The sequence below is a fragment of the Streptomyces sp. NPDC048171 genome, from assembly GCF_043202655.1.
Taxonomy (GTDB): Bacteria; Actinomycetota; Actinomycetes; order Streptomycetales; family Streptomycetaceae; genus Streptomyces.
Genome location: NZ_JBIDAU010000001.1, coordinates 834,854 through 859,203 on the forward strand (window position 1 = coordinate 834,854; position 24,350 = coordinate 859,203).

The 24,350-nt window shown below is 73.1% G+C and carries 25 protein-coding genes and 1 pseudogene; 13 read left to right on the top strand and 13 right to left on the bottom strand.

What is annotated here, in order from left to right:
* Nucleotides 1–184 precede the first annotated feature (184 nt).
* Complete coding sequence (locus ACGF3J_RS03705) at nt 185–1,132, top strand: glycoside hydrolase family 11 protein (RefSeq protein ID WP_161331306.1); 948 nt, start codon at nt 185–187, stop codon at nt 1,130–1,132.
* A 37-nt stretch (nt 1,133–1,169) separates the two neighbouring features.
* Nucleotides 1,170–2,159 carry a polysaccharide deacetylase family protein gene (locus ACGF3J_RS03710; RefSeq protein WP_161331305.1) on the top strand — a complete coding sequence of 330 codons (990 nt, stop codon included), beginning with the start codon at nt 1,170–1,172 and terminating at the stop codon, nt 2,157–2,159.
* Nucleotides 2,160–2,243: 84 nt separating this feature from the next.
* On the opposite strand, the gene ACGF3J_RS03715 is transcribed toward ACGF3J_RS03710, so the two are convergent.
* Nucleotides 2,244–2,591 carry a MazG-like family protein gene (locus ACGF3J_RS03715; protein WP_161331304.1) on the bottom strand — a complete coding sequence of 116 codons (348 nt, stop codon included), beginning with the start codon at nt 2,589–2,591 and terminating at the stop codon, nt 2,244–2,246.
* 45 nt (nt 2,592–2,636) lie between these two features.
* A complete protein-coding gene (locus ACGF3J_RS03720; RefSeq protein WP_393853444.1) occupies nt 2,637–3,179 on the bottom strand; it encodes a DoxX family protein in 543 nt (180 codons plus the stop codon).
* A gap of 141 nt (nt 3,180–3,320) precedes the next feature.
* Here ACGF3J_RS03720 and ACGF3J_RS03725 point away from each other — a divergent pair, with 141 nt between their 5' ends.
* Nucleotides 3,321–3,647 carry a nuclear transport factor 2 family protein gene (locus ACGF3J_RS03725; RefSeq protein ID WP_122620575.1) on the top strand — a complete coding sequence of 109 codons (327 nt, stop codon included), beginning with the start codon at nt 3,321–3,323 and terminating at the stop codon, nt 3,645–3,647.
* A gap of 215 nt (nt 3,648–3,862) precedes the next feature.
* Here the strand turns inward: ACGF3J_RS03725 and ACGF3J_RS03730 are convergent, their stop codons facing one another.
* Nucleotides 3,863–4,651 (bottom strand): SDR family oxidoreductase, encoded by a 789-nt coding sequence (locus tag ACGF3J_RS03730; protein ID WP_161329724.1) that lies wholly within the window; start codon nt 4,649–4,651, stop codon nt 3,863–3,865.
* A gap of 132 nt (nt 4,652–4,783) precedes the next feature.
* On the opposite strand from ACGF3J_RS03730, the gene ACGF3J_RS03735 reads away from it, so the two are divergent.
* Nucleotides 4,784–6,436, top strand: coding sequence for an alkaline phosphatase (locus tag ACGF3J_RS03735; RefSeq protein WP_161329723.1), 1,653 nt, complete (start codon nt 4,784–4,786; stop codon nt 6,434–6,436).
* On the opposite strand, the gene ACGF3J_RS03740 is transcribed toward ACGF3J_RS03735, so the two are convergent.
* Entirely contained in the window at nt 6,423–7,439 is a 1,017-nt protein-coding gene (locus tag ACGF3J_RS03740; RefSeq protein ID WP_161329722.1) for a Gfo/Idh/MocA family protein, read from the bottom strand. The genes ACGF3J_RS03735 and ACGF3J_RS03740 overlap by 14 nt on opposite strands.
* Before the next feature lie 106 nt (nt 7,440–7,545).
* Here ACGF3J_RS03740 and ACGF3J_RS03745 point away from each other — a divergent pair, with 106 nt between their 5' ends.
* The 3 genes from ACGF3J_RS03745 (at nt 7,546) to ACGF3J_RS03755 (ending at nt 11,229) form a co-directional block, all read left to right on the top strand.
* On the top strand, nt 7,546–8,892 hold the full coding sequence (locus tag ACGF3J_RS03745; RefSeq protein WP_202558364.1) for a multidrug effflux MFS transporter: 1,347 nt from the start codon (nt 7,546–7,548) through the stop codon (nt 8,890–8,892).
* A 77-nt stretch (nt 8,893–8,969) separates the two neighbouring features.
* Nucleotides 8,970–10,019: a serine hydrolase domain-containing protein gene (locus ACGF3J_RS03750; protein ID WP_161329721.1), complete on the top strand. Its 1,050-nt coding sequence runs from the start codon at nt 8,970–8,972 to the stop codon at nt 10,017–10,019.
* 211 nt (nt 10,020–10,230) lie between these two features.
* On the top strand, nt 10,231–11,229 hold the full coding sequence (locus ACGF3J_RS03755; protein ID WP_161329720.1) for a small ribosomal subunit Rsm22 family protein: 999 nt from the start codon (nt 10,231–10,233) through the stop codon (nt 11,227–11,229).
* 57 nt (nt 11,230–11,286) lie between these two features.
* Here the strand turns inward: ACGF3J_RS03755 and ACGF3J_RS03760 are convergent, their stop codons facing one another.
* Nucleotides 11,287–11,490: a DUF6243 family protein gene (locus ACGF3J_RS03760; protein ID WP_161329719.1), complete on the bottom strand. Its 204-nt coding sequence runs from the start codon at nt 11,488–11,490 to the stop codon at nt 11,287–11,289.
* A 103-nt stretch (nt 11,491–11,593) separates the two neighbouring features.
* On the opposite strand from ACGF3J_RS03760, the gene ACGF3J_RS03765 reads away from it, so the two are divergent.
* The gene (locus tag ACGF3J_RS03765; protein WP_161329718.1) at nt 11,594–12,241 is read left to right on the top strand and encodes a TetR/AcrR family transcriptional regulator; all 648 of its coding nucleotides are present in this window, start codon (nt 11,594–11,596) and stop codon (nt 12,239–12,241) included.
* A 91-nt stretch (nt 12,242–12,332) separates the two neighbouring features.
* A complete protein-coding gene (locus ACGF3J_RS03770; protein WP_161329717.1) occupies nt 12,333–13,064 on the top strand; it encodes a bifunctional DNA primase/polymerase in 732 nt (243 codons plus the stop codon).
* 15 nt (nt 13,065–13,079) lie between these two features.
* On the opposite strand, the gene ACGF3J_RS03775 is transcribed toward ACGF3J_RS03770, so the two are convergent.
* From ACGF3J_RS03775 to ACGF3J_RS03795, 5 genes and pseudogenes are all read right to left on the bottom strand, one after another.
* Nucleotides 13,080–14,069, bottom strand: coding sequence for a hypothetical protein (locus tag ACGF3J_RS03775; protein WP_161329716.1), 990 nt, complete (start codon nt 14,067–14,069; stop codon nt 13,080–13,082).
* Nucleotides 14,029–14,166, bottom strand: a pseudogene (locus tag ACGF3J_RS03780) (iron transporter); the annotation flags it as partial. The gene ACGF3J_RS03775 and the pseudogene ACGF3J_RS03780, both read right to left, overlap by 41 nt.
* A 3-nt stretch (nt 14,167–14,169) precedes the next feature.
* Nucleotides 14,170–15,030, bottom strand: a complete 861-nt coding sequence (locus ACGF3J_RS03785; RefSeq protein ID WP_161329715.1) for a heme ABC transporter ATP-binding protein — start codon at nt 15,028–15,030, stop codon at nt 14,170–14,172.
* The gene (locus tag ACGF3J_RS03790; RefSeq protein WP_393853445.1) at nt 15,027–16,118 is read right to left on the bottom strand and encodes a FecCD family ABC transporter permease; all 1,092 of its coding nucleotides are present in this window, start codon (nt 16,116–16,118) and stop codon (nt 15,027–15,029) included. The genes ACGF3J_RS03785 and ACGF3J_RS03790 overlap by 4 nt, the downstream gene beginning before the upstream one ends.
* Entirely contained in the window at nt 16,115–17,143 is a 1,029-nt protein-coding gene (locus ACGF3J_RS03795) for an ABC transporter substrate-binding protein (protein ID WP_161329713.1), read from the bottom strand. Before ACGF3J_RS03795 ends, ACGF3J_RS03790 begins: the two co-directional genes overlap by 4 nt.
* 102 nt (nt 17,144–17,245) lie before the next feature.
* Here ACGF3J_RS03795 and ACGF3J_RS03800 point away from each other — a divergent pair, with 102 nt between their 5' ends.
* The 3 genes from ACGF3J_RS03800 to ACGF3J_RS03810 all read left to right on the top strand — a co-directional run bounded on the left by ACGF3J_RS03800 (nt 17,246) and on the right by ACGF3J_RS03810 (nt 20,995).
* Nucleotides 17,246–18,670 carry an HtaA domain-containing protein gene (locus ACGF3J_RS03800; protein ID WP_161329712.1) on the top strand — a complete coding sequence of 475 codons (1,425 nt, stop codon included), beginning with the start codon at nt 17,246–17,248 and terminating at the stop codon, nt 18,668–18,670.
* A 64-nt stretch (nt 18,671–18,734) separates the two neighbouring features.
* A complete protein-coding gene (locus ACGF3J_RS03805) occupies nt 18,735–20,285 on the top strand; it encodes an HtaA domain-containing protein (protein WP_393853446.1) in 1,551 nt (516 codons plus the stop codon).
* Nucleotides 20,286–20,350: 65 nt separating this feature from the next.
* Nucleotides 20,351–20,995, top strand: a complete 645-nt coding sequence (locus ACGF3J_RS03810) for a PhzF family phenazine biosynthesis protein (RefSeq protein ID WP_161326209.1) — start codon at nt 20,351–20,353, stop codon at nt 20,993–20,995.
* Between the two features lie 36 nt (nt 20,996–21,031).
* On the opposite strand, the gene ACGF3J_RS03815 is transcribed toward ACGF3J_RS03810, so the two are convergent.
* Nucleotides 21,032–21,679: a heme oxygenase (biliverdin-producing) gene (locus ACGF3J_RS03815; RefSeq protein ID WP_161326210.1), complete on the bottom strand. Its 648-nt coding sequence runs from the start codon at nt 21,677–21,679 to the stop codon at nt 21,032–21,034.
* Nucleotides 21,680–21,808: 129 nt separating this feature from the next.
* The gene (map, locus tag ACGF3J_RS03820; RefSeq protein ID WP_161326211.1) at nt 21,809–22,666 is read right to left on the bottom strand and encodes a type I methionyl aminopeptidase; all 858 of its coding nucleotides are present in this window, start codon (nt 22,664–22,666) and stop codon (nt 21,809–21,811) included.
* A 58-nt stretch (nt 22,667–22,724) separates the two neighbouring features.
* On the opposite strand from map, the gene ACGF3J_RS03825 reads away from it, so the two are divergent.
* The gene (locus ACGF3J_RS03825; protein WP_125494282.1) at nt 22,725–22,955 is read left to right on the top strand and encodes a hypothetical protein; all 231 of its coding nucleotides are present in this window, start codon (nt 22,725–22,727) and stop codon (nt 22,953–22,955) included.
* Between the two features lie 35 nt (nt 22,956–22,990).
* On the opposite strand, the gene ACGF3J_RS03830 is transcribed toward ACGF3J_RS03825, so the two are convergent.
* Nucleotides 22,991–24,307, bottom strand: a complete 1,317-nt coding sequence (locus ACGF3J_RS03830; RefSeq protein WP_346345935.1) for an MFS transporter — start codon at nt 24,305–24,307, stop codon at nt 22,991–22,993.
* Nucleotides 24,308–24,350 lie beyond the last annotated feature (43 nt).

Consider the following 24,350-nt stretch of genomic DNA (forward strand, 5'->3'; position numbering starts at 1 on the left):
CTGCTGTCCGATGTGGGGTTCCGGTCGCGGTTGAGCTGCTCATACGTCCCTTGGATCGAGCCAATCCGGCTCTCGAAGCTTTCGAAATAATTACCGAAACTATTGACGCTTGACGCGTGCAGGCCAACACTGGCGCCGTCGTGGAACCTCCAGGACCAGGAACTCCAGGAGAGGAAGCACCGTCATGCAGAGAAGAGCGTGGGTCGTCGCGCTGGTCGCGCTGGTCGCGGTGTTGCTGCCGGGCACCGCCCGGGCCGACACGGTCGTCACCACCAACCAGGAGGGCACCAACAACGGCTACTACTACTCGTTCTGGACCGACAGCCAGGGCACCGTCTCCATGAACATGGGGTCGGGCGGTCAGTACAGCACCTCGTGGCGCAACACCGGCAACTTCGTCGCGGGCAAGGGCTGGAGCAACGGCGGGCGGCGGACCGTGCAGTACTCGGGCACCTTCAACCCGTCCGGCAACGCGTACCTGACCCTCTACGGGTGGACGGCGAACCCGCTCGTCGAGTACTACATCGTCGACAACTGGGGCACCTACCGGCCCACGGGCGAGTTCAAGGGCACCGTGACCACCGACGGGGGCACCTACGACATCTACAAGACCACCCGCTACAACGCCCCCTCCGTCGAGGGAACCCGCACCTTCGACCAGTACTGGAGCGTGCGGCAGTCGAAGCGGACCGGCGGCACCATCACCACCGGCAACCACTTCGACGCGTGGTCGCGGGCCGGAATGCCGCTCGGCAGCTTCAACTACTACATGATCATGGCCACCGAGGGCTACCAGAGCAGCGGCAGCTCCAACATCACGGTCGGCGGCACCGGTTCCGGCGGTGGTGGCGGTGGCGGTGGTGGTGGCGGCTGCACCGCGACGGTGTCGGCCGGGCAGAAGTGGGACGACCGGTACAACCTCAACGTCTCGGTCAGCGGGGCCAGCAACTGGACCGTGACCATGAACGTGCCGTCCCCGGCGAAGGTCCTGTCCACCTGGAACACCAGCGCCAGCTACCCGAGCGCCCAGACCCTGACCGCCAAGTCCAACGGCAGCGGCAACAACTGGGGCGCCACCATCCAGGCCAACGGCAACTGGACCTGGCCGTCCGTCTCCTGCGCCGCGGGCTGACCCCGGGGACGAGGAGAGAGAGGAGGACCCCCTTCCCATGCGCAGCAGACCCCGCCCCTCATGGCGCTCCCTGGTCACCGCGGTGTCCGTCACCGCCCTGGCCGTCGCGGGCACCGCCGCCGCCGACGCGGCCCCGGCGCGGGCCGCAGCCTGCAACGGCTACGTCGGGCTCACCTTCGACGACGGCCCCTCCGGCACCACTCAGGCCCTGCTCAACGCGCTCAGGCAGAACGGCCTGCGGGCCACCATGTTCAACCAGGGCCAGTACGCGGCCCAGAACCCGGCCCTGGTCCGGGCCCAGGTCGATGCCGGCATGTGGGTCGCCAACCACAGCTACACCCACCCGCACATGACCCAGCTGAGTCAGGCCCAGATGGACTCCGAGATCTACCGGACCCAAGCGGCCATCGCCAACGCGGGTGGCGGGACGCCGAAGCTGTTCCGTCCACCGTACGGCGAGACCAACGCCACGCTGCGGGCGGTCGAGGCCAAGTACGGTCTGACCGAGGTGATCTGGGACGTCGACACCCAGGACTGGAACAACGCGAGCACCGACGCGATCGTGCAGGCCGTCTCACGGCTGGGCAACGGCCAGGTCGTCCTCATGCACGACTGGCCCGCCAACACCCTCGCGGCGATTCCGCGCATCGCGCAGACCCTGGCCGCCAAGGGCCTGTGCGCCGGCATGATCTCGCCGCAGACCGGACGGGCGGTCGCCCCCGACGGCAGCGGCGGTGGTGGTGGCGGGGGTGGTGGCGGCGGTACGTGCACCGCCACCCTGTCCGCCGGGCAGCGGTGGGGGGACCGGTACAACCTCAACGTGTCCGTCAGCGGGAGCAGTGCCTGGACGGTGACGATGAACGTGCCGTCCCCGGCCAAGGTCCTGACCACCTGGAACGTGAACGCCAACTACCCGAGCGCTCAGGTGCTGACCGCCAAGTCCAACGGCAGCGGCAGCAACTGGGGCGCCACCATCCAGGCCAACGGCAACTGGACCTGGCCGTCGGTCTCCTGCGCCGCGGGCTGAACCGGCGCGACCCCGCGGCGCGGGCGCTCGACACCGTGCCGCGGGGCCGTCGCGCGATCGGGTGGCGCAGGGCGCGTCCCACGCTCAGGCGCCCGGTGTCCCCAGCGACCGCCCCGCCACCCGGGCCAGATGGCGGCCGAACACGTCCCGTGCCTCGGGGGTCAGCGTCCGCAGCGCCACCATCGCCGTGATCACGACGTCACACAGCTCCGCCTCCACGTCCTGCCAGGTGTGGGTGGTGCCCTTGCGCGGGTTCTGGCCGGTCGCGCCGATCACCGCCTCGGCGACCTCCCCGACCTCCTCCGACAGCTTCAGCATGCGCAGCAGCAGGCCCTCCCGGCCGCCGACGGGCTGGTCCGCCTCCAGCCACTTGCACAGGTCGTCGATGGTGTCCCAGGGGTCGGCGGGGGCGCCGCCGCGGTCGTCACTCATGCGGGGCAGCCTGCCACGTACTCCGCTGCCTCCCGCAACGAGACGTCAGTCGAACAGGGGTTCCTGCTCGCCCTCGGCCGCCTTCCGTACCCGCTTGTTGCGGGCGCCGACGACCACCGCCGTGGCCGCCGCCGTCGCCGCGAAGGCGGCCGGGACCATCCAGTTGCGGTTGACCGCGTGGCCCAGCGCGTGGTCGAGGGAGAGGCGGCCGGGGCCGGTGACCGCGAGGCCGGTGGCGGTCAGGGCGAGGGACGCGGCGTACTCGTAGCCGCCGGCCTGGGCGAAGAAGCCGTTCGGGGCGTGCACCGCCGCGGCGCCCACCATCGCGCCGGCCGCCGCGGCACCCGCGGCCGGGGTGGCCAGGCCCAGCGCGAGCAGCGTCCCGCCGCCCGCCTCCGCCAGGCCGGCCATGACCGCGCTGGTCGTGCCGGGCTCGTAGCCCATGGCCTCCATGGCCCGGCCGGTCCCCTCGATGCCGCCACCGCCGAACCAGCCGAGCAGCTTCTGCGCCCCGTGTGCGGCCAGTACGCCGCCGGTACCCAGTCGGAGCAGCAGCAGGCCCAGATCGCGCCGGTCGTAACAGTTCACGTCGACTCCCTCGCATCCCTCGCAGACGGCGGCGGCTCACCCCGACACCGTCTCCCGGGTGTCTCGCGCGGGCCCGTCGCGGGCGCCGTTCGGGTGGCGGACCGGTGGCGGGGGTGGCGGGCCGGTGTGACGCTGGCCGGCATGACCATTCAGACCACGCGACTCAGCGACCCGGCCGTCCGCGGCTTCGTCACCGCCGTCAACGCCCACGACCGCGACGCCTTCCTCGCGCTGCTCGCACCGGACGCCACCATGGCCGACGACGGAGCCGACCGGGACCTCGCCGAGTGGATCGACCAGGAGATCTTCTCCTCCAACGGCCACATGGAGGTCGACAACGAGTCGAACGGCGGTCGCGCCCTCATCGCCCGCTACCGCAACGACACCTGGGGCGAGATGCGCACCCGGTGGGACTTCACCGTGAACGACGACGGCCGGATCGCGCGGTTCGAGACCGGTCAGGCGTAGCCGGGGAAACGGCGCGGCAGCCGTTCCGTCCACCGGAGCGCCGGTGGACGGAACGGCTGCCGCCTCCCCCCTCGGAATGGTTCATGGAGCGTCACGGAAGGGCCTTGTGGAAGGCCGACGCTTCAAGTGTGGAGTTCTGGTGAAGAGGATTTGAGCATAGGCCCTCCACCGGCCGCAATACCGCGGACCTTGAGATTCCGATTGTATGAATCGGCTCAGCCGCGCCCCACGTACGGCATCGCCGTCGCCATGACCGTCGCGAACTGCACGTTCGCCTCCAGCGGCAGCTGCGCCATGTGCCGCACCGTGCGCGCCACGTCGGCCACGTCCATCACCGGCTCGGGTGCCGTCTCCCCGTTGGCCTGGAGCGCGCCGGTCTGCATCCCCGCCGTCATGTCGGTCGCCGCGTTGCCGATGTCGATCTGGCCGACCGCGATGCCGTAGGGACGGCCGTCCAGCGACAGCGACTTGGTCAGGCCCGTCAGCGCGTGCTTGGTCGCGGTGTACGCCACCGAGTGGGGCCGCGGCGTGTGCGCCGAGATCGAGCCGTTGTTGATGATCCGGCCGCCCCGCGGGTCCTGCTCCTTCATCTGCCGGTACGCCGCCTGCGCGCACAGGAACGCGCCGTTCAGGTTGGTGTCCACCACGTGCCGCCAGGCCTCGTAGGGCAGTTCCTCGACCGGCACGCCGCCCGGGCCGAACGTCCCGGCGTTGTTGAACAGCAGGTCCAGGCGTCCGAAGCGGTCGCGTACGGCGTCGAACAGGGCCGCCACGTCGTCCGGGCGTGACACGTCCGCGCGCACGGTCAGCGCCGCGGCGCCCGCGGGGGCCAGAGCGGCCGTCTCCTCCAGGGTCTCGGGGCGCCGGCCGGCCAGCGCCACCGCCCAGCCCGCGGTGAGCAGTTCCACGGCGACCGCCCGGCCGATGCCGGAACCGGCGCCCGTCACGACGGCGATCTGCGGTGCGCCGACGGCTTCCTCGTCGGTGGTTCTCACGGAGTTCATGAGTCGGCAGCGTACGGGTCGCGGATCATGCGGACCTCACCCTCCCGACATGGGGTCGCCATGTTCGCGCCAAGCGAGTGTCGTTCCCGGACCGTCGAATGCCCCTTGCAGCCACCGTAAGGGGAGGAACGGATGACACCCGCGAACCAGCACGCCCAGTCCCAGCCCTCGCACGCGCCCGAACTCCGCGCCGCCGCCCGCCATCTGGGCCGCCGCCGCTTCCTGACCGTCACCGGCGCCGCCGCCGCGCTCGCCTTCTCCGTGAACCTGCCGGCCGCCGGCACCGCGAGCGCCGCCGAACTGGACGCCGCGCGGCTCACCGACGACCCCTTCACGCTCGGCGTCGCCTCGGGCGACCCGCAGTCCGACTCCGTCCTGCTGTGGACCCGCCTGGCCCCCGTGCCGTACCAGGCGGACAGCGGACTGCCCGCGCAACGCGTCGAGGTGGGCTGGGAGGTGGCCCTGGACGAACGGTTCCGCCGCGTCGTCAGAAGGGGCACGGCCACCGCCCACCCCGAGTTCCACCACACCGTGCACGTCGAGGTGGACCACCTCGCCCCCGGCCACGTCTACTTCTACCGCTTCCGCGCCGGCCGCTGGGTCAGCCCGGCCGGCCGCACCCGCACCGCGCCCTCGCCGTACAGCCGGGTCTCCGACCTCACCTTCGGCCTCGTCTCCTGCCAGAAGTACGACGAGGGGTACTACACCGCGTACAAGCACCTGGCACAGGAGGACGTGGACGTCGTCTTCCACCTCGGCGACTACCTGTACGAGTACGCCGTCAACGACGTGGGCGGACAGCGCGCCTACCCCGCGGGCACCCTGCCCGGCCTCCTCAACCGCGAGACCGTCACTCTGGAGGACTACCGGCTGCGGTACGCCCTCTACAAGTCGGACCCCGACCTGCGGGCCGCGCACGCCGCCCACCCCTTCGTCGTCACCTGGGACGACCACGAGACCGAGAACAACTACGCGGACGACACCCCGGAGAACAGCGTCCCGCCGGAGGAGTTCCTCATCCGCCGCGCCGCCGCCTACCGGGCGTACTGGGAGAACATGCCGCTGCGCCGGCCCCAGCTCCCCGACGGCCCGGACCTCAGGCTCTACCGCCGCCTGCACTGGGGCCGGCTGGCCCAGTTCGACGTCCTCGACACCCGCCAGTACCGCTCCAACCAGGCGTACGGCGACGGCTGGCAGTTCTCCGGACCGGAGTCCGAGGACCCCGCGCGCACCCTGACCGGCGACGCCCAGGAGCGCTGGCTGATCAACGGCTGGCACCGGTCGAACGCCCTGTGGAACGTGGTGCCCCAGCAGGTCACCTTCGCCCGCCGGTACCAGAGCACGCCCCTGCCGTCCAAGGTCTCCATGGACTCCTGGGACGGCTACCCGGCCTCCCGTGACCGGGTGCTGGCCGGCGCGCAGGCCGCCGGGATCGAGAACCTGATGGTGCTCACCGGCGACGTGCACGTCTCCTACGGCTTCGACATCAAGCGCGACTTCGACGACCCCGGCTCCCGCACCCTGGGCACCGAGATCGTCACCACCTCCGTCACCAGCGGCCGCGACGGCTCCGAGAAGCCGTCCAACTGGGACGCCCTCATGGCGGCCAACCCGCACCTGAAGTTCTTCAACGGGCGGCGCGGCTACGCGAAGGTGTCGCTCGGCCGGGAACTGGCGCGCGCCGACTTCAAGACGGTGTCCCACGTGACCACGCAGGGCGCGCCGCTCACCACCGCCGGGTCCTTCGTGACGGAGGTGGGGGAGCAGGGGCTCAAGCCGGCGTGACCGCGCGCTCCTCACCGGGATAGCGGACGCCGACGCGCTCACGGATCGCGTCGAGCGTCCGCATCACCGCCAGCGTGCCGTCGAGCGGCACCAGCGGCGACTCCGTCTCCCCGGCCCGCAGCGCCCGCATCACCTCGCGGGCCTCGTGCTGGAGGCTGGCCCGGGGGCCGTCGGCCGGATCGGCCCGGAACTCCTCCGGGTCCCTGCCGTCGCGGTGCAGGACGAAGCGGTCCGGGAAGAAGAAGCCGTGCGGGACGTCCACGCGGCCCTCGGAGCCGGTGACCGAGGCGGAGTTGGGGGTGCCGCCGACGATGGAGCAGTGCACCGACGCGAGCGCACCGCTGCCGTAGGAGAGCAGGGCGCCCGTCTGGAGGTCGACGCCCTCGTCCGAGAGGACCGACCGCGCGACGACGTCCGACGGTTCACCGAGCAGCAACTGCGCGAACGACACCGGGTACACGCCCAGGTCCAGCAGCGCGCCGCCGCCCTGCCCGGGGTCGCGCAGACGGTGGGTGGGAGGGAAGGGGCCCGCCAGTCCGAAGTCCGCGTGGACGCTGCGGATCTCGCCGATCGCGCCGTCGGCGACGAGTGCCTTCAGGCGGCGTACCAGCGGATTGCAGTACATCCACATCGCCTCCATGAGGAAGACGCCGCGCCGCCGGGCGAGCGCGACCAGTTCCTCCGCCTCGCGCGCGTTCAGCGTGAACGGCTTCTCGCAGAGCACGTTCCGGCCCGCCTCCAGGCACAGGCCGGCGGCCCTCCGGTGCGCCGAGTGCGGCGTGGCGACGTACACCACGTCGACGTCCTCGTCGCGCGCCAGCGTCTCCCAGTCGCCGTAGGCCCGCGGTATCCCGAACCGCTCCGCGAACGCCCGCGCCGACTCCTCGGTCCGCGAGGCCACCGCCACGACCTCCGCGTCCGGCAGATCGACCAGATCCGCCGTGAACGTCGCCGCCATCCCGCCGGTCGCCAGAATCCCCCAGCGCACCTTCTGCCCGGTCACCGCTGACACGCTGCCCCACCCTCGCTCAGGTTTGTTCGAGTCTGTTCGTTCAACTGCGTACGAGCTGAGAGCATAGGTGGCGGATCTGTAGAAGAGGGAGGGGCACATGCCCGAGCGCGGGCCGTCCATATCGTACGAACCGACCGACGAATCGACCGACATCCCGAGCTCCGGAACGGGGCCGGCCGTCCACTCGCTGCGCGCCGCCCGCCGCACCGGGCTGCTCGTCACACTCATCCTCGGCAGCCTCACCGCGACGCCACCGCTGGCGATGGACATGTACCTCCCCTCGCTCCCGGAGGTCACCCGGTCCCTGAACGCGCCCGCCGCGACCGTCCAGCTCACGCTCACCGCCTGCCTGGCCGGCATGGCCCTCGGTCAGCTCCTCGTCGGGCCGATGAGCGACAAGTGGGGACGCCGGCGGCCGCTGCTCGCCGGGCTCGCGGTCTACGTCGTCGCCACGGCCCTGTGCGCGGTCGCGCCCACCGTCGAACTCCTCGTCGCCTTCCGGCTGGTCCAGGGGCTCGCGGGCGCCGCCGGGATCGTCATCGCCCGGGCCGTGGTCCGCGACCTCTACGACGGTGTGGCCATGGCCCGCTTCTTCTCCACCCTCATGCTGATCTCCGGCGTCGCGCCGATCGTGGCGCCGCTCATCGGCGGGCAGATCCTGCGGGTGACGGACTGGCGGGGCGTGTTCGTCGTCCTCGTCGTGGTCGGGGTGGTGCTCGGCGTCGTGGTCTGGGCCAAGCTGCCCGAGACGCTGCCCGCGGCGGAGCGGCACGCGGGCGGGGCCCGTGACACCCTCCGCGCGATGCGCGGGCTGCTCGCCGACCGCGCCTTCACCGGCTACATGCTCGCGGGCAGCTTCGCCTTCGCGTCCCTGTTCGCCTACGTCGCCGCGTCCCCGTTCGTCATCCAGGAGATCTACGGCGCCTCCGCGCAGACCTTCAGCCTGCTGTTCGGGCTCAACTCGATCGGCCTGGTCGTCGTCGGACAGATCAACGGCAAGATCCTCGTCGGGCGGGTCCGGCTCGACCGGGTGCTGTGCGTCGGCCTCGTGATCGTCATCGCCGCCGCGACCGCGCTGCTGCTGATGTCCCTGGGCGTCTTCGGCGAGGTCGGGCTCGTGCCGGTGGCCGCCGCGCTGTTCGTGCTGATGTCCGCGATGGGGATCAGCCTGCCGAACACCCAGGCGCTGGCCCTGATGCGGGTGAAGAAGTCGGCCGGCTCCGCGTCCGCGCTGCTCGGCACGTCCTCCTTCCTCGTCGGCGCCGTCGCCTCCCCGCTGGTGGGGATCGGCGGTGAGGACACCGCCCTGCCGATGGCCGTCGTCCAGCTGACGGCGGCGGTGGTGGCGCTCGGCTTCCTCGTGTTCCTCGTGGGCATGGGGCGCCCCTCGGCGGGGCGTGCGAGCGTGCGGGGAGCTGCGAGCGGGCAGGGAGCGGAGAACTGAGCGCTCCGAGACTGCGCGGCGGCAGCCCCGAGCGGGCCGGGCTCGATCCCCGGCAGCTCCGCCGTGTCGTCGCCGACGTGCACGCCCTCACCGCCGGTCAGCGCCCCTGGGCGGCGGGCGCCGTCGTGGCCGTCGGGCGCGGGCCCGTGCTCGCCGTCGAGGAGGCGGCGGGGTGGGCCGTGCGGTACGCCGCCTACGACCCGCGCACCGACCGCGGGGTGGAGCTGCCGGAGAGGGAGCGGGTGCCGATGAGCGTGGGGACGCCGTTCGACCTGGCGTCCCTCACGAAGCTGTTCACCTCCGTCGCCGCGGTGCAGCAGATCGAGCGGGGCACGCTCGGCATCGACGCGGAGGTGGGGGCGTACCTGCCGGACTTCCGGGGCGCCGCCGAACACCGGGTCACCGTGCGGCAGCTACTCACCCACACCTCAGGGCTGCGGCCCGAACTCCCGCTGCACGACTGCGCGGACGACGCGGAGCGGATGGCGCTGCTGCGGGCGGAGCGGCCGGTGGGGGTGCCGGGTACGTACTGCTACTCGGACCTGAACATGCTGCTCCTCCAGCAGGTGCTGGAGCGCATCACCGGGCGCGGCCTCGACGCCCTCGTCCGGGACGGGATCACCCGGCCGCTGGGCATGACGGCGACGGGCTTCGGGCCGTGCCCGGGAGCGGCGGCGACGGAGGACCAGCGGCGGCCCTGGGCGAAGGCCGACCGGGGGATGCTGCGGGGCGTCGTCCACGACGAGAACGCGTGGGCGCTGGGCGGGGTTGCCGGGCACGCGGGGCTGTTCTCGACCGGGCGTGACCTCGCGGTCTTCTGCCGGGCGCTGCTCGGGGGCGGGGCGTACGGGCCGGCCCGCATCCTCGGTCCCGACTTCGTGGAGCTGCTGCTCACGGAGCCGGGGCTGGGGTTCGCCCTCGACCAGGCGTGGTTCATGGGGGAACTGGCGGGACGCGGGGCGGCGGGGCACACCGGGTTCACCGGCACGATGCTGGTCCTCGACCGCGTGACGGACACCTTCGCGATCCTCCTCGCGAACACGGTCCACCCACGCCGGAGACCCGCTGCCAACGGACCCCGGGCGGGGGTGTGTACGCGGGTCGCCCGAGCGGTGCGGGACGCCTGACGGCGGTGTAGGGGGGCGGTGGACCTGCGGGACCTCCGTAGCCGCGGGCAGATGTGCCGCCTGGGGCGGCACGGGTGGGCGCGGCGGCACCCGGTAAGCGCCGGTCCGCGTCACCCACCCCCGGCCCGCACCCACGCCGGGTGCCACGTGACCGCCGACCCTCGTCACCCCGCCCCGCGCCCGGCCGCCCAGCCCCTCGTAGAATCGTCGCGTGAACGACCCCTCCGACCTCCTGCGTGCCGCCCTAGCCGACCTCGTCGACGGGCTCCCGCCGCGGCAGGCGTCGCAGGCCGTGGAGCGGCTGATCGGGAAGTACCGGGGGGACACCCCGACCGACGCCCCCATCCTCCGCGACCGCGCCGACGTCGTCGCCTACGCCGCCTACCGCATGCCGGCCACCTTCGCCGCCGTACGCTCCGCGCTGGCCGCGTTCGCCGACGCCGTGCCGGGGTGGGTGCCGGGCAGTCACGTGGACGTGGGCGGCGGGACCGGTGCCGCGACCTGGGCCGTCAGCGACACCTGGGAGGGCCGCCGCCCGGTGACCGTGCTGGACTGGGCGGAGCCGGCCCTCGCCCTCGGCCGCGAGATCGCCGCCTCCCACCCCGCCCTGAGCGACGTCCGCTGGCAGCGCTCCCGGATCGGAGCGGCCCTCAGCGTCGAGAGCGCCGACCTCGTCACCGTCTCCTACGTGCTCAATGAGCTGACCCCGGCGGACCGTGCCGCTCTGGTCGACGCCGCCGCCGGTGCCGCCCGGGCCGTCGTGATCGTGGAGGCCGGCACCCCCGCCGGGTACGCCCGCGTCATCGAGGCCCGCGACCGGCTCGTCGCCGCCGGGTTCCACGTCGCCGCGCCCTGCCCGCACAGCGCCGCCTGCCCCATCGTGCCGGGCACGGACTGGTGCCACTTCGCGGCGCGGGTCAGCCGTTCCTCCCTGCACCGGCAGGTCAAGAGCGGGTCCCTCGCCTACGAGGACGAGAAGTTCAGCTACGTCGCCGCCACCCGCCTCCCGGTCTCACCGGCCCCCTCCCGCGTGGTCCGGCGGCCGCAGATCCGCAAGGGCCAGGTGCTGCTCGACCTCTGCGAGCGGGACGAGCGGCTGGAGCGGCGGACCGTGACCAAACGGCACGGCGACCTGTACAAGGCGGCGCGGGACGCGGCCTGGGGGGACGCCTGGCCGGGGGCGGCGGGCGTCGACCCGGCGAACCAGTAGGAGGCAGCGGCCCTCCACTGCCTGGAGACCACGCCGCCACACCGACCGGGCCCGGTCTCACGACGCCTCGCCGGTGCCCTCACCTTCCCGACGGGACTGCCGTCGCTCCTGGAGTCTGCGCAGCAGCTCCCGTTTCTGCTCCTGCGGGCTCGGCGCGCCGCCGGCCCTGCCGGAGCGGTCGCCGCCGCGCAGGGCGTCGCGGCCGAGCTTCCGGCGGGTGCCGCCGACGCCCAGCATGTTTCCTGCTCCACCTCGGGACATGGGGTCCTCCTCGCCATCGCGATGACACGAGACGGTTCGTCTCGCATGGTGCCTAAACTGTCCGGCGAGACGGGGCGTCTTGTCAACCTGATAGATTCGAGACATGGCCGCTCAGAAACCCGCCCACGCCCCCGACAAGCCGATCCCCGACGCCACCCGGCGCAGCCAGCGCTCCCGCCAGGCCATCTACGACGCCGCCCTCGCCCTCGTGGGGGAGGTCGGCTACCCCAAGACCACCATCGAGGGCATCGCCTCCCGCGCCGGCGTCGGCAAGCAGACGATCTACCGCTGGTGGTCCTCCAAGGCGGACGTCCTGCTGGAGGCCTTCCTCGACCTGGGCGACCGCGCCGCGCGGGCCGCGGGTGCCGAGGGACAGGCGACGTACGCCATCCCGGACACCGGCGACCTCGCCGCCGACCTCAAGGCCGTACTGCGCGGCACCGTCGACGAACTGCGGGACCCGCGGTTCGAGGTCCCCTCCCGTGCCCTGGCGGCCGAGGGCCTCGTCGACGAGCAGCTCGGCCGGCGGTTCGTCGCCAAGCTCCTGGAGCCCTCGCTCCAGCTCTACGTCGACCGGCTGCGGTCCGCCCAGGCGGCCGGCCAGGTGCGGACGGACATCGACCCGCGCATCGGACTGGAACTCTTCGTCTCCCCGCTCGCCCAGCGCTGGCTCCAGCACACCGCGCCGATCTCGTACGAGTACACCGACACACTCGTCGACTACGCGCTCCACGGGCTCGCCCCTCGGTGACCAGGGAAGTTTGTCCCTTCGCGACCCCGAAGCGCGGAATGGTGCGACCATAGGGCATGCTGGTGCGCACGACGGCGAGGCAAGGGGTTTGATGAGCGCGGAGTTCGGCGGTCGGAGCGGTCTGCAGGGCAAACTCTCCTCGTGGCTGCGCGGACGCCGCCCCAAGGAGGCCGCCGGTGACGGTGGCCGGGAGGACCTGCTGCTCGCCGCCGCCGGTGCGGGACTGCCGCTGGCGCCCGCCGCACACCCCGCCGGTTACCGTTGCTCCTGCGACCGCGTGGGCTGTCCCACCCCGGCGCGGCACCCGGTCTCCTTCGCCTGGCAGACCCAGTCCACGACCGACCGGTCGCAGATCGAGCGCTGGGCCCGGCATCAGCCCGAGGCCAACTTCATCACCGCGACCGGCATGGTCCACGACGTCCTCGACGTGCCCCTGGAGGCCGGTCGCGAGGCGGTCCGGCGGCTGCTGGACGCCGGCATCGACGTCGGCCCGGTCGCCGAGAGCGACGACGGCCGCATGCTGCTGTTCACCCTCACCCGCGGCACCCCCGAGGACGAGGACGAGTGGTGGCCCTGCGAGCTGGACTGCCACCCCGAGACCATGGACGAGCACCCCGGGCTGCGCTGGCACTGCCGCGGGTCCTACGTACTCGTACCGCCCGCCCGGCTGCCCGGCGAGGATCGCACGGTGCACTGGGTGCGCGGACCCGAGCACCCGCTGCCGGACCCGCTGACCCTGCTCGAGACCCTCACCGACGCCTGTGCCCGGCACGCCGGCGAGGAGAGCGACCACGCGGGCACGGCCTGGCCGCTGCGCCGCTGAGACCCGGCGGCGGGGCTACTCGCCCTTCGCCGACGTCAGACCCTGCACCCGGCCCAGGACCGACACCTTCCCGTCCGCCGGGTCGAGCGCCACCTCGTTGGACACGAACTCCATCGTCAGCGACTGCTTGATCTCGCCGTCCGTCAGCGCCAGCACGTCCTTGTTCGGCGTCGGCACCGCCGCGCCCCGCGCCGAGGTCTGCTTCTCGTAGTGCCGCGTGGTGAAGAAGACCAGCGCACCGCCGTCCTTCGTGCGCAGCGCCAGCGGCGCGTAGTCGCCGTTCGTCAGCGGTTCGTCGATGAACTGGGTGACCAGGCCGGGGCGGCTCGACCGCTTCTCCCGCACCTTCCGCCAGGAACTGGTGTGCACGCCGTCCGCGAAGGACGCCCCGCCGTCCTGCAGATACGTCGTGTAGTCCTTGCTCAGCTCGCCCGGCGGGGCGGCCAGATCCGTCGAGTTGGCGGGGACCGCCTCGGCCCAGCCGTCCGCGTCGGTCTTGAACTCGGGCATCCGGTCCGGGGCGACCAGCGTCAGGTACGTCGCCTGCCAGGTCTCGTCCAGGCCGTCGCGGGTGAACACCAGCAGCCAGCGCGACGTTCCGCCCTTGTTGGCCTTGGTGTCCGCGACGAACCAGCGGGGCCAGCCCGCCTTCTTCGGAATCGTGTACTTCGCGTCGGTCAGCTCCAGCGGCGCGTGCGCCGGGTTGCCGTCCGGGTGGTTGGTCCGGCCCGCCTTCAGCCGCGCCGAGTCGATGGCGGCGAGGGCGCCGGCGGTGTGGTCGGCGTCCAGGGACGCGTCGTACGCCTTGTCGGCGGCGTTGTACGCGGAGGTGAACTGCTCGAGCGCCTCGGCGGCTTCGGCCCGGGTGGCCGACGGGAGCACCTCGCGCTCGCCGTGCACCACCACGCATCCGCTCGCCGTCAACGACAAAGCGGTCACCGAGGCCGCCGTGAGTATCTTCCGGTCAAGCCGGTGGGGCCTTCGAGGGCCGCGATCCCTGCTCATCAGGTTCCTTCACCTTCCCCTTCCCGGAGGCGAACCCTACCGGGGCGGGGCGGTGCCCGAACGCCGGGACCGGGGACAGCCGCCACACCGTGACCTCCGCTCAGTTCTCGCGGCGCGGGACGACCAGCGGCGCGCCCGTACGCGGGTGCGGCAGCACCTCCACCGGCTGGTCGTAGACCTCGGAGAGGAGGTCCTCGTCGAACACCTCCGCCGGGGGGCCCTCGGCCGCGATCCGGCCCGCCCGCAGGATCGCCACCCGGTCCGCGTACGCCGCCGCCAGCGCGAGGTCGTGCAGCACGACGACCACCGCGTCCCCGGCCCGCGCCCGCTCCCGGCACAGGCGGAGGACGAGTTCCTGGTGCCGCAGGTCCAGGGCCGCGGTCGGTTCGTCGAGGAGGAGCAGGGGCGCGCGCTGCGCGAGGACCCGGGCGAGCGCCACCCGGGCCCGCTCGCCGCCGCTCAGCGCGGAGAAGGGGCGCGCGGCGAAGCCGGTCACCTCCGTACGCGCCATCGCCTCGGCCACCGCCGCGTCGTCCTCGTCCTCCCGGTCGCTCCCCGCCCACGGTGCCCGGCCCATGCGGACGACCTCCGCCACCGGGAACGGGAAGGACAGCGACGCCGACTGGGGCAGCACCGCCCGGCGCAGCGCCAGTTCGGGCGCCGACCACCGGTCCACCGGACGGCCGTGCACGCGTACCAGCCCCTCGGCGGCCGGGACATCGGCGGCGAGGGCGCCCAACAGGGTCGACTTGCCCGCTCCGTTGGGACCGACCAGGGCCAGCACCTCGCCCGCCCGGACGGTGACGCCGACCCCGTCAAGGACCGGCCGCCCGCCGAGGCGCACGCGCAGACCGTCGGCCTCGGCGAGCACGTCGCCGGGCGCGGCCGGGTCCGGCGGCAGCGGACGGGACGGTACGAGCCGCAGCAGGGCCCGCGTCTTCGGCACCTTCGTGGCACTCATGCCCAACCCCCTTGCCTGCGCCGGGTGCGGCGCAGCAGCCAGAAGAAGAACGGGCTGCCCAGCAGCGCCGTCAGTACCCCGAGCGGCAGCTCCGCGGGCTCCGCCACCGTGCGCGCGGCCAGGTCGGCGGCGAGCAGCACGAGCGCGCCGAGCAGCGCGCTGCCCGGGATCAGGAAACGGTGGCCAGGACCGGCGACCATCCGCAGCAGGTGCGGCACGACGAGGCCGACGAAGCCGATCACCCCGGCGACGCTCACGGCCGCCGCCGTCAGCAGCGCGATGACCAGCACCAGCACGATCCGCAGGCGCTCCACCTCCACACCCAGGTGCCGGGCCGGACGTTCGCCCAGTGCCAGGAGGTCGAGGCGGCGGGCGTACAGCGGGGCGAGCCCGAGCCCGAGGGCCGAGCAGGGCAGCACCGCCAGCACCTTCGGCCAGGTCGCCTGGGCGAGCGAGCCCAACTGCCAGAAGGTGATCTGGTTGACGGCCGCCGTGTCCGCGAAGAACAGGAACAACCCGATCAGCGCGCCCGCGAAGGCGTTCACGGCGATACCGGTGAGGATCAGCGTGACCACCTCCGTGCGACCGCCCGCGCGGGACATGGCGTACACGACGAGGACCGTGATCAGGCCGGAGACGAACGCGAAGACGGACACCGTCCAGTTGCCGAGGAAGTTCAGCCCGAACGCGATGGCGCCGACCGCGCCGACCGCCGCGCCCGAGGAGACGCCGATGACGCCCGGTTCGGCCAGCGGGTTGCCGAACACACCCTGCATCAGCGCGCCCGCACAGCCCAGCGAGGCGCCGACGAGCAGGGCGAGGACGATCCTCGGGAACCGCACGTTCCACAGCACCGACTCGGCCACCCGGTCCAGTTCGGTGCCACCGAGCCCGGTGCGGTGCAGCAGAGAGCCGAGCACGTCGCCGAGCGGGACCGGGTAGGCACCGGTGCCGGCCGCGACCGGCACCAGGACCAGCAGGCCGGCGGCGAGGGCGACGGTCAGCAGCCAGGCGGTGGTGCGCCGGGTGCGGGGAGGCGCCGGGTCGGCGGACGCCTGGGGGCGGACCGGCTTGTCCAGTACGGTCACCGCGCGCCGTCCTCGCCGTACAGCTGCGCCACGACCGACTCGAGTACCTGGTCGGTGCGCGGGCCGTAGTTGAGGAGGACGCCGTCCTCGACGGAGACGATCCGGCGGTCCATCCCGGCCGGGGTCTGGGCGACGCCGGGGATCTTCACCAGGCCGTCGACGCCGCCGACGGACTCCAGGCCCTTGCTCATCACGAGGATCGCGTCCGGCGCGGCCTTCACCAGGGCCTCGCTGGTGATGGGGGTGAAGTCCTTGTCCAGGCCCGAGGCGGCTCCCGCGTCCACCGCCCCGGCCGCCTCGATCAGTGAGCCGGCGCCCGAGTCCGCGCCGCCGATGAGGTAGACGGAGGCCGAGCCGCGCAGGTACAGGAAGGCGACGCGCGGCTTCTCCCCGTGCGGAACGTCCTTGCGGGCGGCCTCGATCCGCTCCTCCGAACGGCGCGTCAGCTCCTTCCCGGCCGCCGGTACGCCGAGGGCGTCGGCGACCGCCCGGATGCGCGAGCCCACGTCGTCCAGGCCCCCCGCCGCCTCGACGAACAGCACCGGGACCCCGGCGGCGCGGATCTGCTCCACCGCCTCCGCCGGTCCCGTGGTGGTCTCGGCGATCACCAGGTCCGGCCTGAGCGACAGCACGCTCTCCGCGGAGACGTCGTGGCCCCGGGTGACCACCGGGAGCTTCGACGCCTGCTCGAAGGTGGCGGTGACATCGCGGGCCACGACGCGGTCGCCGAGTCCGAGGGCGAACACGATCTCGCTGAGGCTGCCGGACAGGGGGACGACGCGCTCCGCCCCCTCCACCGTGACCTTCTCGCCGCCGGCGGAGCGGACGGTCGCCGGGAGCCGGGGCGTGGGTCTCCCGGTCAGGGGCTCGGCCCGGTTGGCCACGGACTGCCCGGCGGCCGGGGTTCCCGAGCCGGCCGGGGTGCCGGGCGAAGCCTCCGGGGAGCCTCCGCATCCGGTCGCCGTCAGGGTGAGGGCGAGCACGGACAGTGCTGCTCCCGCCAGTCGGTTCCGCAAGCGTCGCACGATCCGTCCCGTCCTTCCGTCGACTGCCGGTATCAGTCCGCTAGAGCTTAGGTTAGCCTTACCTTCGTTCGCTACCGGCCCCCCGATCCGGAGGACTTCGCCATGCCCGCCCGCCTTCGTGCCCTGGTCACCGTGTTGTGCGCGGCCGTCCTCGGAGCCCTGCTCCCCATGACCGCCGCCCACGCCGAGAGCCGGACCGTGCAGGGCGGACGGCTCGACTGGGGCATCAAGTCGTCGTTCCAGAGCTACGTCACCGGGCCCATCGCCAAGGGGAGTTACTCGCTGAACGGGGGAGCGGCCACCGTCGGCGGCAGCGCCTTCCGCTTCCACTCCGCGACCGGCGCCTACGACGGCGCCCGGGGCACCTTCCGGGCCGGCTTCTCCGGCGGCGTGCGCTTCCTCGGCCACCGCACGAGCGGCGGCGACCATCAGCTCGACCTCACCGTCAGCCGCCCCACCGTGAGCATCTCCGGCACCACCGGCACGCTCCTCGTGGACGTCACGAGCAAGGCGAAGGGCACCGGGGCGGTCACGACGTCCCGTCAGGTGCCCTTCGCCACCCTCTCCCTCGGCTCCATCGACATGCGGGGCGGCGGCGACACCGTGGCCCTGACCAACGTGCCCGCCACCCTCACCGCCCAGGGCGCCCGCTCCTTCGCCGGCTACTACACCGCCGGCACCGCCCTCGACCCGGTGAGCCTGTCCGCCGACGTCGCGGCGGCGGCACGGCAGCCGGAGAAGGAGCCGGCCGACACCCCCGCCCCGGCCGACAAGTCCCCGAAGCCCAAGGCGACTCCGGGCGGCGCGATCAAGGACGGGGCCGTCGACTGGGGCGTGCGCCGCACCTTCCGCGAGTACGTCACCGGCGACATCGCCGACGGCCGGTGGACGCTCTCCGCGGGCGCCCAGGACGGCGGCGCGCTCTTCCGCTTCCCCGGCGGTGAGGGCACGTTCGAGGACGGCGACCTCACCGCCGCCTTCGAGGGCGCCGTGCGCTTCACCGGCGCCCACGGCCTGGACCTGCGGCTGAGCGCCGTGCGGGCCACCGTCGAGGACGGCAGGGGCACCCTGTACGCCGACGTGACCGGCCCCGACGTCGAGGACCGCAAGGTGCCCCTGGTCACCTTCACCGCGAAGGACCTCAAGGCCACCGGCGGACTGGTGAAGGTGACCGAGGCCCCCGCGAAGCTCACCGCGCGCGGCGCCGAGGCGTTCGGCGGCATGTACCAGGCGGGCACCGCCATGGACCCGCTGTCCCTGGTCGTTGCCCTCACCGCCGACGCCGAACTGCCCGCCCTGCCCGACCTCGGCAGCGAGCCCACGACCACCCCGACCCCGCGGCCCGCGAAGACCGGGGCCGACACCTCCGCCGCCCCCGTCGCGAGCGCCACGGACGACGGAGACTTCCCCGCCCTGCCCGTCTCCCTCACGGCCGGCGCCCTGCTGCTGGTGGCCGCGGCCCTCGTGGCCGTCGCCCTGCGCAGGCGCCGGGCCCGGCCCGCCGCGTCCCCCGCGGACGAGGGCTGACCCCCGGAGACACACGACACCGGACCGCCCCCCCGGCGACCCCTCACCCAAGGAGAACCGAGCCATGCCCGTCAGACGACGCCGCTCCACCGCCCTCGCCGCCGCCGTGGCCACCGCCGCCGCGCTCGGCGCCACCGTCCTCGTCACGGCCGGCGCCACCACCGCCACGGCGGCCGAGGTCCCGCTCAAGGACTACGAGCTGACCTGGGGCATCAAGCAGACGTACCGCAACTACGTCGGCATGTTCGGCACCTTCACCACCTCGGGCGGCGCCACCCAGGCCGCCGGCAACGGCGCCTTCACCTTCGTCGACGGCGCCGGCACCTACGACACCACGGGACACACCGTCGACCTGGCCTTCAAGGGCGGGCTGGTGAGCAAGTCCGCGGCGCACGGCTTCGAGATCACGCTCACCGACGTGCGCTTCGACAGCAAGGCCGGCGAGATCACGGCCGACATCAAGAAGGTCGACACCTCCGCGGGCGCCCCCAAGACCACCGAGGGCGACGACGTCCCGCTCGCCACGGTCGCGGTGACCCGTGAGATGAAGGACATGGCCACCACCCTCACCGCCGAGGCGGGGGAGTACCTCGGCAGCGCGAGCTACGCGGGCGCGGCCGGCGATCCGCTGACGGTCGTCCAGAAGACGCCGCCGAGCACGCCGCCCGCCTCGCCGTCGCCCTCCCCGTCGCAGACGCAGACGCAGGAACCGTCCCCGTCCGCCTCGCAGACCGCCCCCACCGAGCAGCCCGAGACCGAGTCACCCGCCCCGACGTCGACGAAGACCACGGAGGCGAGCCCGTCCGCCTCCGCCACCGAGGCCGCCACCAAGGGCGAGGTCGCCGACGGCACCCTCGGCTGGGGCGTGAAGCAGTCCTTCCGCGCCTATGTCGTCGGCCCCATAGCCAAGGGCAGGGTCACCGTCTCCGGCGGCGCCACCCAGGCGGCCGGCAACGGCGCCTTCACCTTCAAGGACGCCACCGGCACCTACGACACCGACGCCGACAAGCTCACCGCCGCCTTCAAGGGCGCCGTCAACTTCAAGGGCCACCAGTCGGGCGGCACCTACGGCCTCGACCTGACCCTGAGCAACCTCAAGGCCACCCTCGACGGCGGCAGCGGCAAGCTGAGCGCCGACGTGAACAGCCTCGGCACGCTCACCAAGGGCGTGGTGCTGGCCGACCTCAAGGCCAAGTCCGCCGACCTCACGGCCGAGAAGGACGTCATCACGGCCGACGACGTCGCCGCCACACTCACCGCGGCCGGCGCGAAGGCCTTCGGCGACTTCTACCCGGCCGGCACGGCCCTGGACACCGTCGACCTGTCGGTGGCGCTGAGCGACGGTGCCCAGCTCCCGGACGGCGGCTCGGCGGGCACGACCGGCGGCACCGGCGGCACCGGCGGCTCGGCGGGCGGGAGCACCGGAGGCACCGGAGGGACCGCCTCGACCATCGGCGGCACCGGCACGACCACGGGCGGCTCGACCGGCGGCGGCAGCCTCGCCACCACCGGCTCCGACATCCCGGGCCCGGCCCTGGCCGGGGCCGCGGGCGTCGCGGTCGCGATCGGCGCGGGCGCGGTCTACGCGGCCCGCAGGCGTCGGACCCAGCAGTAGTCCGACACGGGCCGGGGCGGACTCCCGGACCGCCCCGGCCCTCCGGACGATGCTTGAATGCCCCGGTGACTGACTACGACGTACTGCGCGTCTTCTGCGCGCCGAACGGCGGATACGGCAACGAGCTGGGCGTCGTCCGGGAGGGCTCCGTGGTGCCCGAGCCGGGGCGGCGGCAGGAGCTGGCCGCGAAACTCGGCTTCAGCGAGACGGTATTCGTCGACGACCCGGAGCGGGGCGTCGTCGACATCTACACGCCCACCCTGCGCCTGCCCTTCGCCGGGCACCCCTGCGTGGGCACGGCCTGGCTGCTCGACGTGCCCGAACTCGTCACCCCGGCCGGGGTGGTGGGCGCCCGGCTGGACGGGGAGTTCAGCTGGATCGAGGCCCGCCCCGAGTGGGCCCCGCCGCGCACCCTGCGCCAGTACGCCACCGCCGCCGAGGTGGAGGAGCTGCCGGTGCCGCCGCCGGGGGACTGGGTCTATGCCTGGGCGTGGGAGGACGAGGCGGCGGGGCGGGTGCGGGCCCGTGCCTTCCCGGGCCGGGGCGACGGCATCGACGAGGACGAGGCGACCGGTGCGGCGGCGCTGCTGCTGACCGAGCGGCTGGGCCGCGCGCTCAACATCACGCAGGGCGCCGGCTCGCAGATCCTCACCGCCCCGCAGCCGGAGGGCTGGATCGAGATCGGCGGGCGGGTGCGCCTGGAGCGGTGAAGCCGCAGGGCACCGCACCCGGGTCCGGGGGCCGGATCAGGCGGACAGCGGGAACTCCTCGCCCAGCGCCCGGAAGACCCCCGTGTTCAGGGCGAAGGCGCGCTTGCACTCGGCCACCACCCGCTGCTTCTCCAGGTCGTCCGCGCGGATGCCGTCGAGCAGTTCGCGGTACTCCCGCTTGAAGGCGGCCGGGTTGCCGATCTCCTCGAAGACGTAGAAGCGGACCCCGTCGCCCTTGCGGGCGAAGCCCCACGTCCGCTCCGCCTTGTCGCGGATGATCTGACCGCCCGACAGGTCGCCCAGGTAGCGCGTGTAGTGGTGGGCGACGTACCCCGCGGGCCACTGATCGGCGCACTCGCGCACCCGGGCGGCGTACTCCTCCGTCGCGGGCAGGGCGCTCAGCCCCGCACGCCAGCCGGGGCCGCGCAGATGGGCCAGGTCCCGCTCCAGCGAGGCCAGCCGCAGCAGCTGCGGACGGATGAACGGACCCGCCACCGGGTCCGCCGCGAGGCGGTCGGCGGCGCTCTCCAGGGCTTCGTAGACGAACCACAGCTGCTCGGTGTAGCGCGCGTACGCGTCGACGCCGAGCCGGCCGCCGAGCAGGTCGCTCATGAAGGTGGAGGTCTCGGCCTCCACGTGCTGCTCGTGCGACGCCGTGCGGATGAGGGTCGAGAAGGAGTCCATGGGCCGATTTTCTATGGTTAGGCTTACCTAAGTCAAGAGTCTTTCCGACGGTCTGTCGGCAAAAGCCTACCCAGACATGCGAAGGCCCGCACCTCCGAGAGTGCGGGCCTTCAGCGGGCGCGGCGGGGACTACGGGAGGGTGAGGATCTCCGCCCCCGAGTCGGTCACCACCAGCGTGTGCTCGAACTGGGCCGTCCGCCGGCGGTCCTTCGTCACGACCGTCCAGCCGTCGTCCCACATGTCGTACTCGTGCGTCCCGAGCGTCAGCATCGGCTCGATGGTGAAGGTCATCCCGGGCTGGATGACCGTCGTGGCGTGCGGGCTGTCGTAGTGCGGGACGATGAGCCCCGAGTGGAACGACGTGTTGATGCCGTGCCCGGTGAAGTCCCGCACCACCCCGTACCCGAACCGCTTGGCGTACGACTCGATGACCCGGCCGATGATGTTGATCTGCCGTCCCGGCCGGACCGCCTTGATCGCGCGGGCCAGCGCCTCCCGGGTCCGCTCGACCAGCAGCCGGCTCTCCTCGTCCACCTCGCCGACCAGGTACGTCGCGTTGTTGTCGCCGTGCACACCGCCGATGTACGCCGTCACGTCGAGGTTCACGATGTCGCCGTCGCGCAGCACCGTGGAGTCCGGGATGCCGTGGCAGATGACCTCGTTGACCGAGCTGCACAGGGACTTGGGGAAACCCCGGTAACCGAGCGTCGACGGGTAGGCGCCGTGGTCGCACATGTACGCGTGCGCCACCCGGTCCAGCTCGTCCGTCGTCACGCCGGGCGCGATGAGCTTCGCGGCCTCCTCCATCGCCCGCGCCGCGATCCGCCCGGCCACGCGCATCGCCTCGACGGTCTCGGGCGTCTGCACCTCCGGACCGGTGTACGGCGTGGGTGCGGGCTTCCCGACGTACTCGGGTCGCCGGATGTTTCCGGGCACGGGACGGGTGGGAGACAGCTCCCCTGGTACGAGCAGCGACTGGCCAGACATGCGAAGGAGTCTAACCAGCGGGCATGGGGGAACATGTCGGTGGCGAGAGGAGCTGGTCATGGCCCTGTTCAAGAAGCGCACGGTCGGCAAGCCGGGCGAGTGGTACTACTGCCTGGAGCACAAGAAGGTCGAGGAGGGCCCGGAGTGCCCGGCGAAGAACCGCTTCGGCCCGTACGCCTCCCGCGCCGAGGCCGAGCACGCGATGCAGACCGCCCGCGAGCGCAACCTCGAATGGGAGAACGACCCCAAGTGGCACGACGCCCCCGCGGGCCGTTCCGACGACGAGTGACCGCACACCTGACCGGGCCTCGGCACGGGGCCTGATCAGGCGTCCGGCGTGCGGGCGGCCGCGCGTTTCTCGCGCAGCCGCACCGCGTGCTCGTTGGTCCGCACGTCGTACGTCATCATCGTCGGCAGACACAGCGCCAGCAGCCCCACCGCTCCCGCGCACAGCAGCCCGCCCGACCACACCGACGCCCGCACCCCCGCGAGCGCTGCCGTGCCGCCCGCCCGGACCTGCCCCAGCTGCGGGCCCACCGAGTACGACAGCAGCTCGATGCCCGCGAGGCGCCCGCGCAGCTCGTCCGGGATGGTCTGATTCCACATCGCGCTGCGGAAGACGCCGCTGACCATGTCGCAGGCGCCGGCCAGGACGAAGCACAGCAGCACGAGCCACACGTTCCCGGCGACCCCCGCGGCGGCGATCGCCACACCCCACCCGGCCGCCGCCAGCACCACCATCCGCCCGTGCCGGTGCACCCGCGACGTCCACCCGCTGCTCACGCTCACCAGCAGCGACCCCGCCGGGATCGCCGCGTACATCAGTCCCAGGGACCACTCGGCGTCCAGCTCGTCCGCCAGGAACGGCAGCACCGCGAGCGGCATCGCCAGGAACATCGCCGCCAGGTCGACCGCGTACGTGCCCAGCAGCTCCTTGCGGCTCCACGCGTACCGGGCGCCCTCGGCGATCGCCGCCCACGACGGCTTCGCCGCCTCGTGCGAGGCGGGCGCGGAGGCGAGGCCCACCACCAGGGCCACGGAGGCGAGGAAGGTGACCAGGTCCACCGCGTACGCCCAGCCGAGACCGGCGTACGCCACCACCACACCGGCCAGCGCCGGCCCGGCGATCCCGCCGACCTGCCAGCGCAGCGCGTTCAGCGAGGCGGCGGCCGGCAGGTGCTCATGGGCGACGATCCGCGGGATCAGCGCGTCCAGGGCGGGGCGCTGGACCGCGCCGAGCGCCGAGGTGAGCGCGGCGATCACGTAGAGCGGCCACACGGCGGGGCTCGGCATCAGTGAGTTGACCAGCAGCGCGGCGCACAGCACGCCCTGGCCGGCCTCCGTCCACACGATCAGCTTCCGCTTGTCCCAGGCGTCGGCCAGCGCGCCGCCGTAGAGCCCGAACACCACCAGCGGCACCAGCTCCACGGCGCCGATCGCACCCACAGCCGCCGCGGACCCGGTCAGCTCCTTGATCTGCACCGGCAGCGCGACGAAGGTCAGGAAGCTCCCGAAGGTCGTGATCAGCCCGGCGACCCAGAGCCGCCGGAAGTCCCGGGAGGCCCGCCAGGGAGAGAGGTCGGGCAGCAGGGCACGCAGACCGACGGGCACGTCGGCGGAGACGGGGGAGGCTTCGGTCACGAGGAGTCATCGTCGGGCCGGGCGGAGAACGACGGCAACCGGT

Coding starts and splice junctions, on each gene's coding strand:
- ACGF3J_RS03775 (WP_161329716.1), bottom strand. CDS start 14,069: ATGAGCAGGGATCGCGGCCCTCGAAGGCCCCACCGGCTTGACCGGAAG.
- ACGF3J_RS03765 (WP_161329718.1), top strand. CDS start 11,594: ATGGCCGCTCAGAAACCCGCCCACGCCCCCGACAAGCCGATCCCCGAC.
- ACGF3J_RS03760 (WP_161329719.1), bottom strand. CDS start 11,490: ATGTCCCGAGGTGGAGCAGGAAACATGCTGGGCGTCGGCGGCACCCGC.
- ACGF3J_RS03745 (WP_202558364.1), top strand. CDS start 7,546: ATGCCCGAGCGCGGGCCGTCCATATCGTACGAACCGACCGACGAATCG.
- ACGF3J_RS03815 (WP_161326210.1), bottom strand. CDS start 21,679: ATGGACTCCTTCTCGACCCTCATCCGCACGGCGTCGCACGAGCAGCAC.
- ACGF3J_RS03825 (WP_125494282.1), top strand. CDS start 22,725: ATGGCCCTGTTCAAGAAGCGCACGGTCGGCAAGCCGGGCGAGTGGTAC.
- ACGF3J_RS03770 (WP_161329717.1), top strand. CDS start 12,333: ATGAGCGCGGAGTTCGGCGGTCGGAGCGGTCTGCAGGGCAAACTCTCC.
- ACGF3J_RS03805 (WP_393853446.1), top strand. CDS start 18,735: ATGCCCGTCAGACGACGCCGCTCCACCGCCCTCGCCGCCGCCGTGGCC.
- map (WP_161326211.1), bottom strand. CDS start 22,666: ATGTCTGGCCAGTCGCTGCTCGTACCAGGGGAGCTGTCTCCCACCCGT.
- ACGF3J_RS03785 (WP_161329715.1), bottom strand. CDS start 15,030: ATGAGTGCCACGAAGGTGCCGAAGACGCGGGCCCTGCTGCGGCTCGTA.
- ACGF3J_RS03715 (WP_161331304.1), bottom strand. CDS start 2,591: ATGAGTGACGACCGCGGCGGCGCCCCCGCCGACCCCTGGGACACCATC.
- ACGF3J_RS03800 (WP_161329712.1), top strand. CDS start 17,246: ATGCCCGCCCGCCTTCGTGCCCTGGTCACCGTGTTGTGCGCGGCCGTC.
- ACGF3J_RS03725 (WP_122620575.1), top strand. CDS start 3,321: ATGACCATTCAGACCACGCGACTCAGCGACCCGGCCGTCCGCGGCTTC.
- ACGF3J_RS03710 (WP_161331305.1), top strand. CDS start 1,170: ATGCGCAGCAGACCCCGCCCCTCATGGCGCTCCCTGGTCACCGCGGTG.
- ACGF3J_RS03730 (WP_161329724.1), bottom strand. CDS start 4,651: ATGAACTCCGTGAGAACCACCGACGAGGAAGCCGTCGGCGCACCGCAG.
- ACGF3J_RS03705 (WP_161331306.1), top strand. CDS start 185: ATGCAGAGAAGAGCGTGGGTCGTCGCGCTGGTCGCGCTGGTCGCGGTG.
- ACGF3J_RS03735 (WP_161329723.1), top strand. CDS start 4,784: ATGACACCCGCGAACCAGCACGCCCAGTCCCAGCCCTCGCACGCGCCC.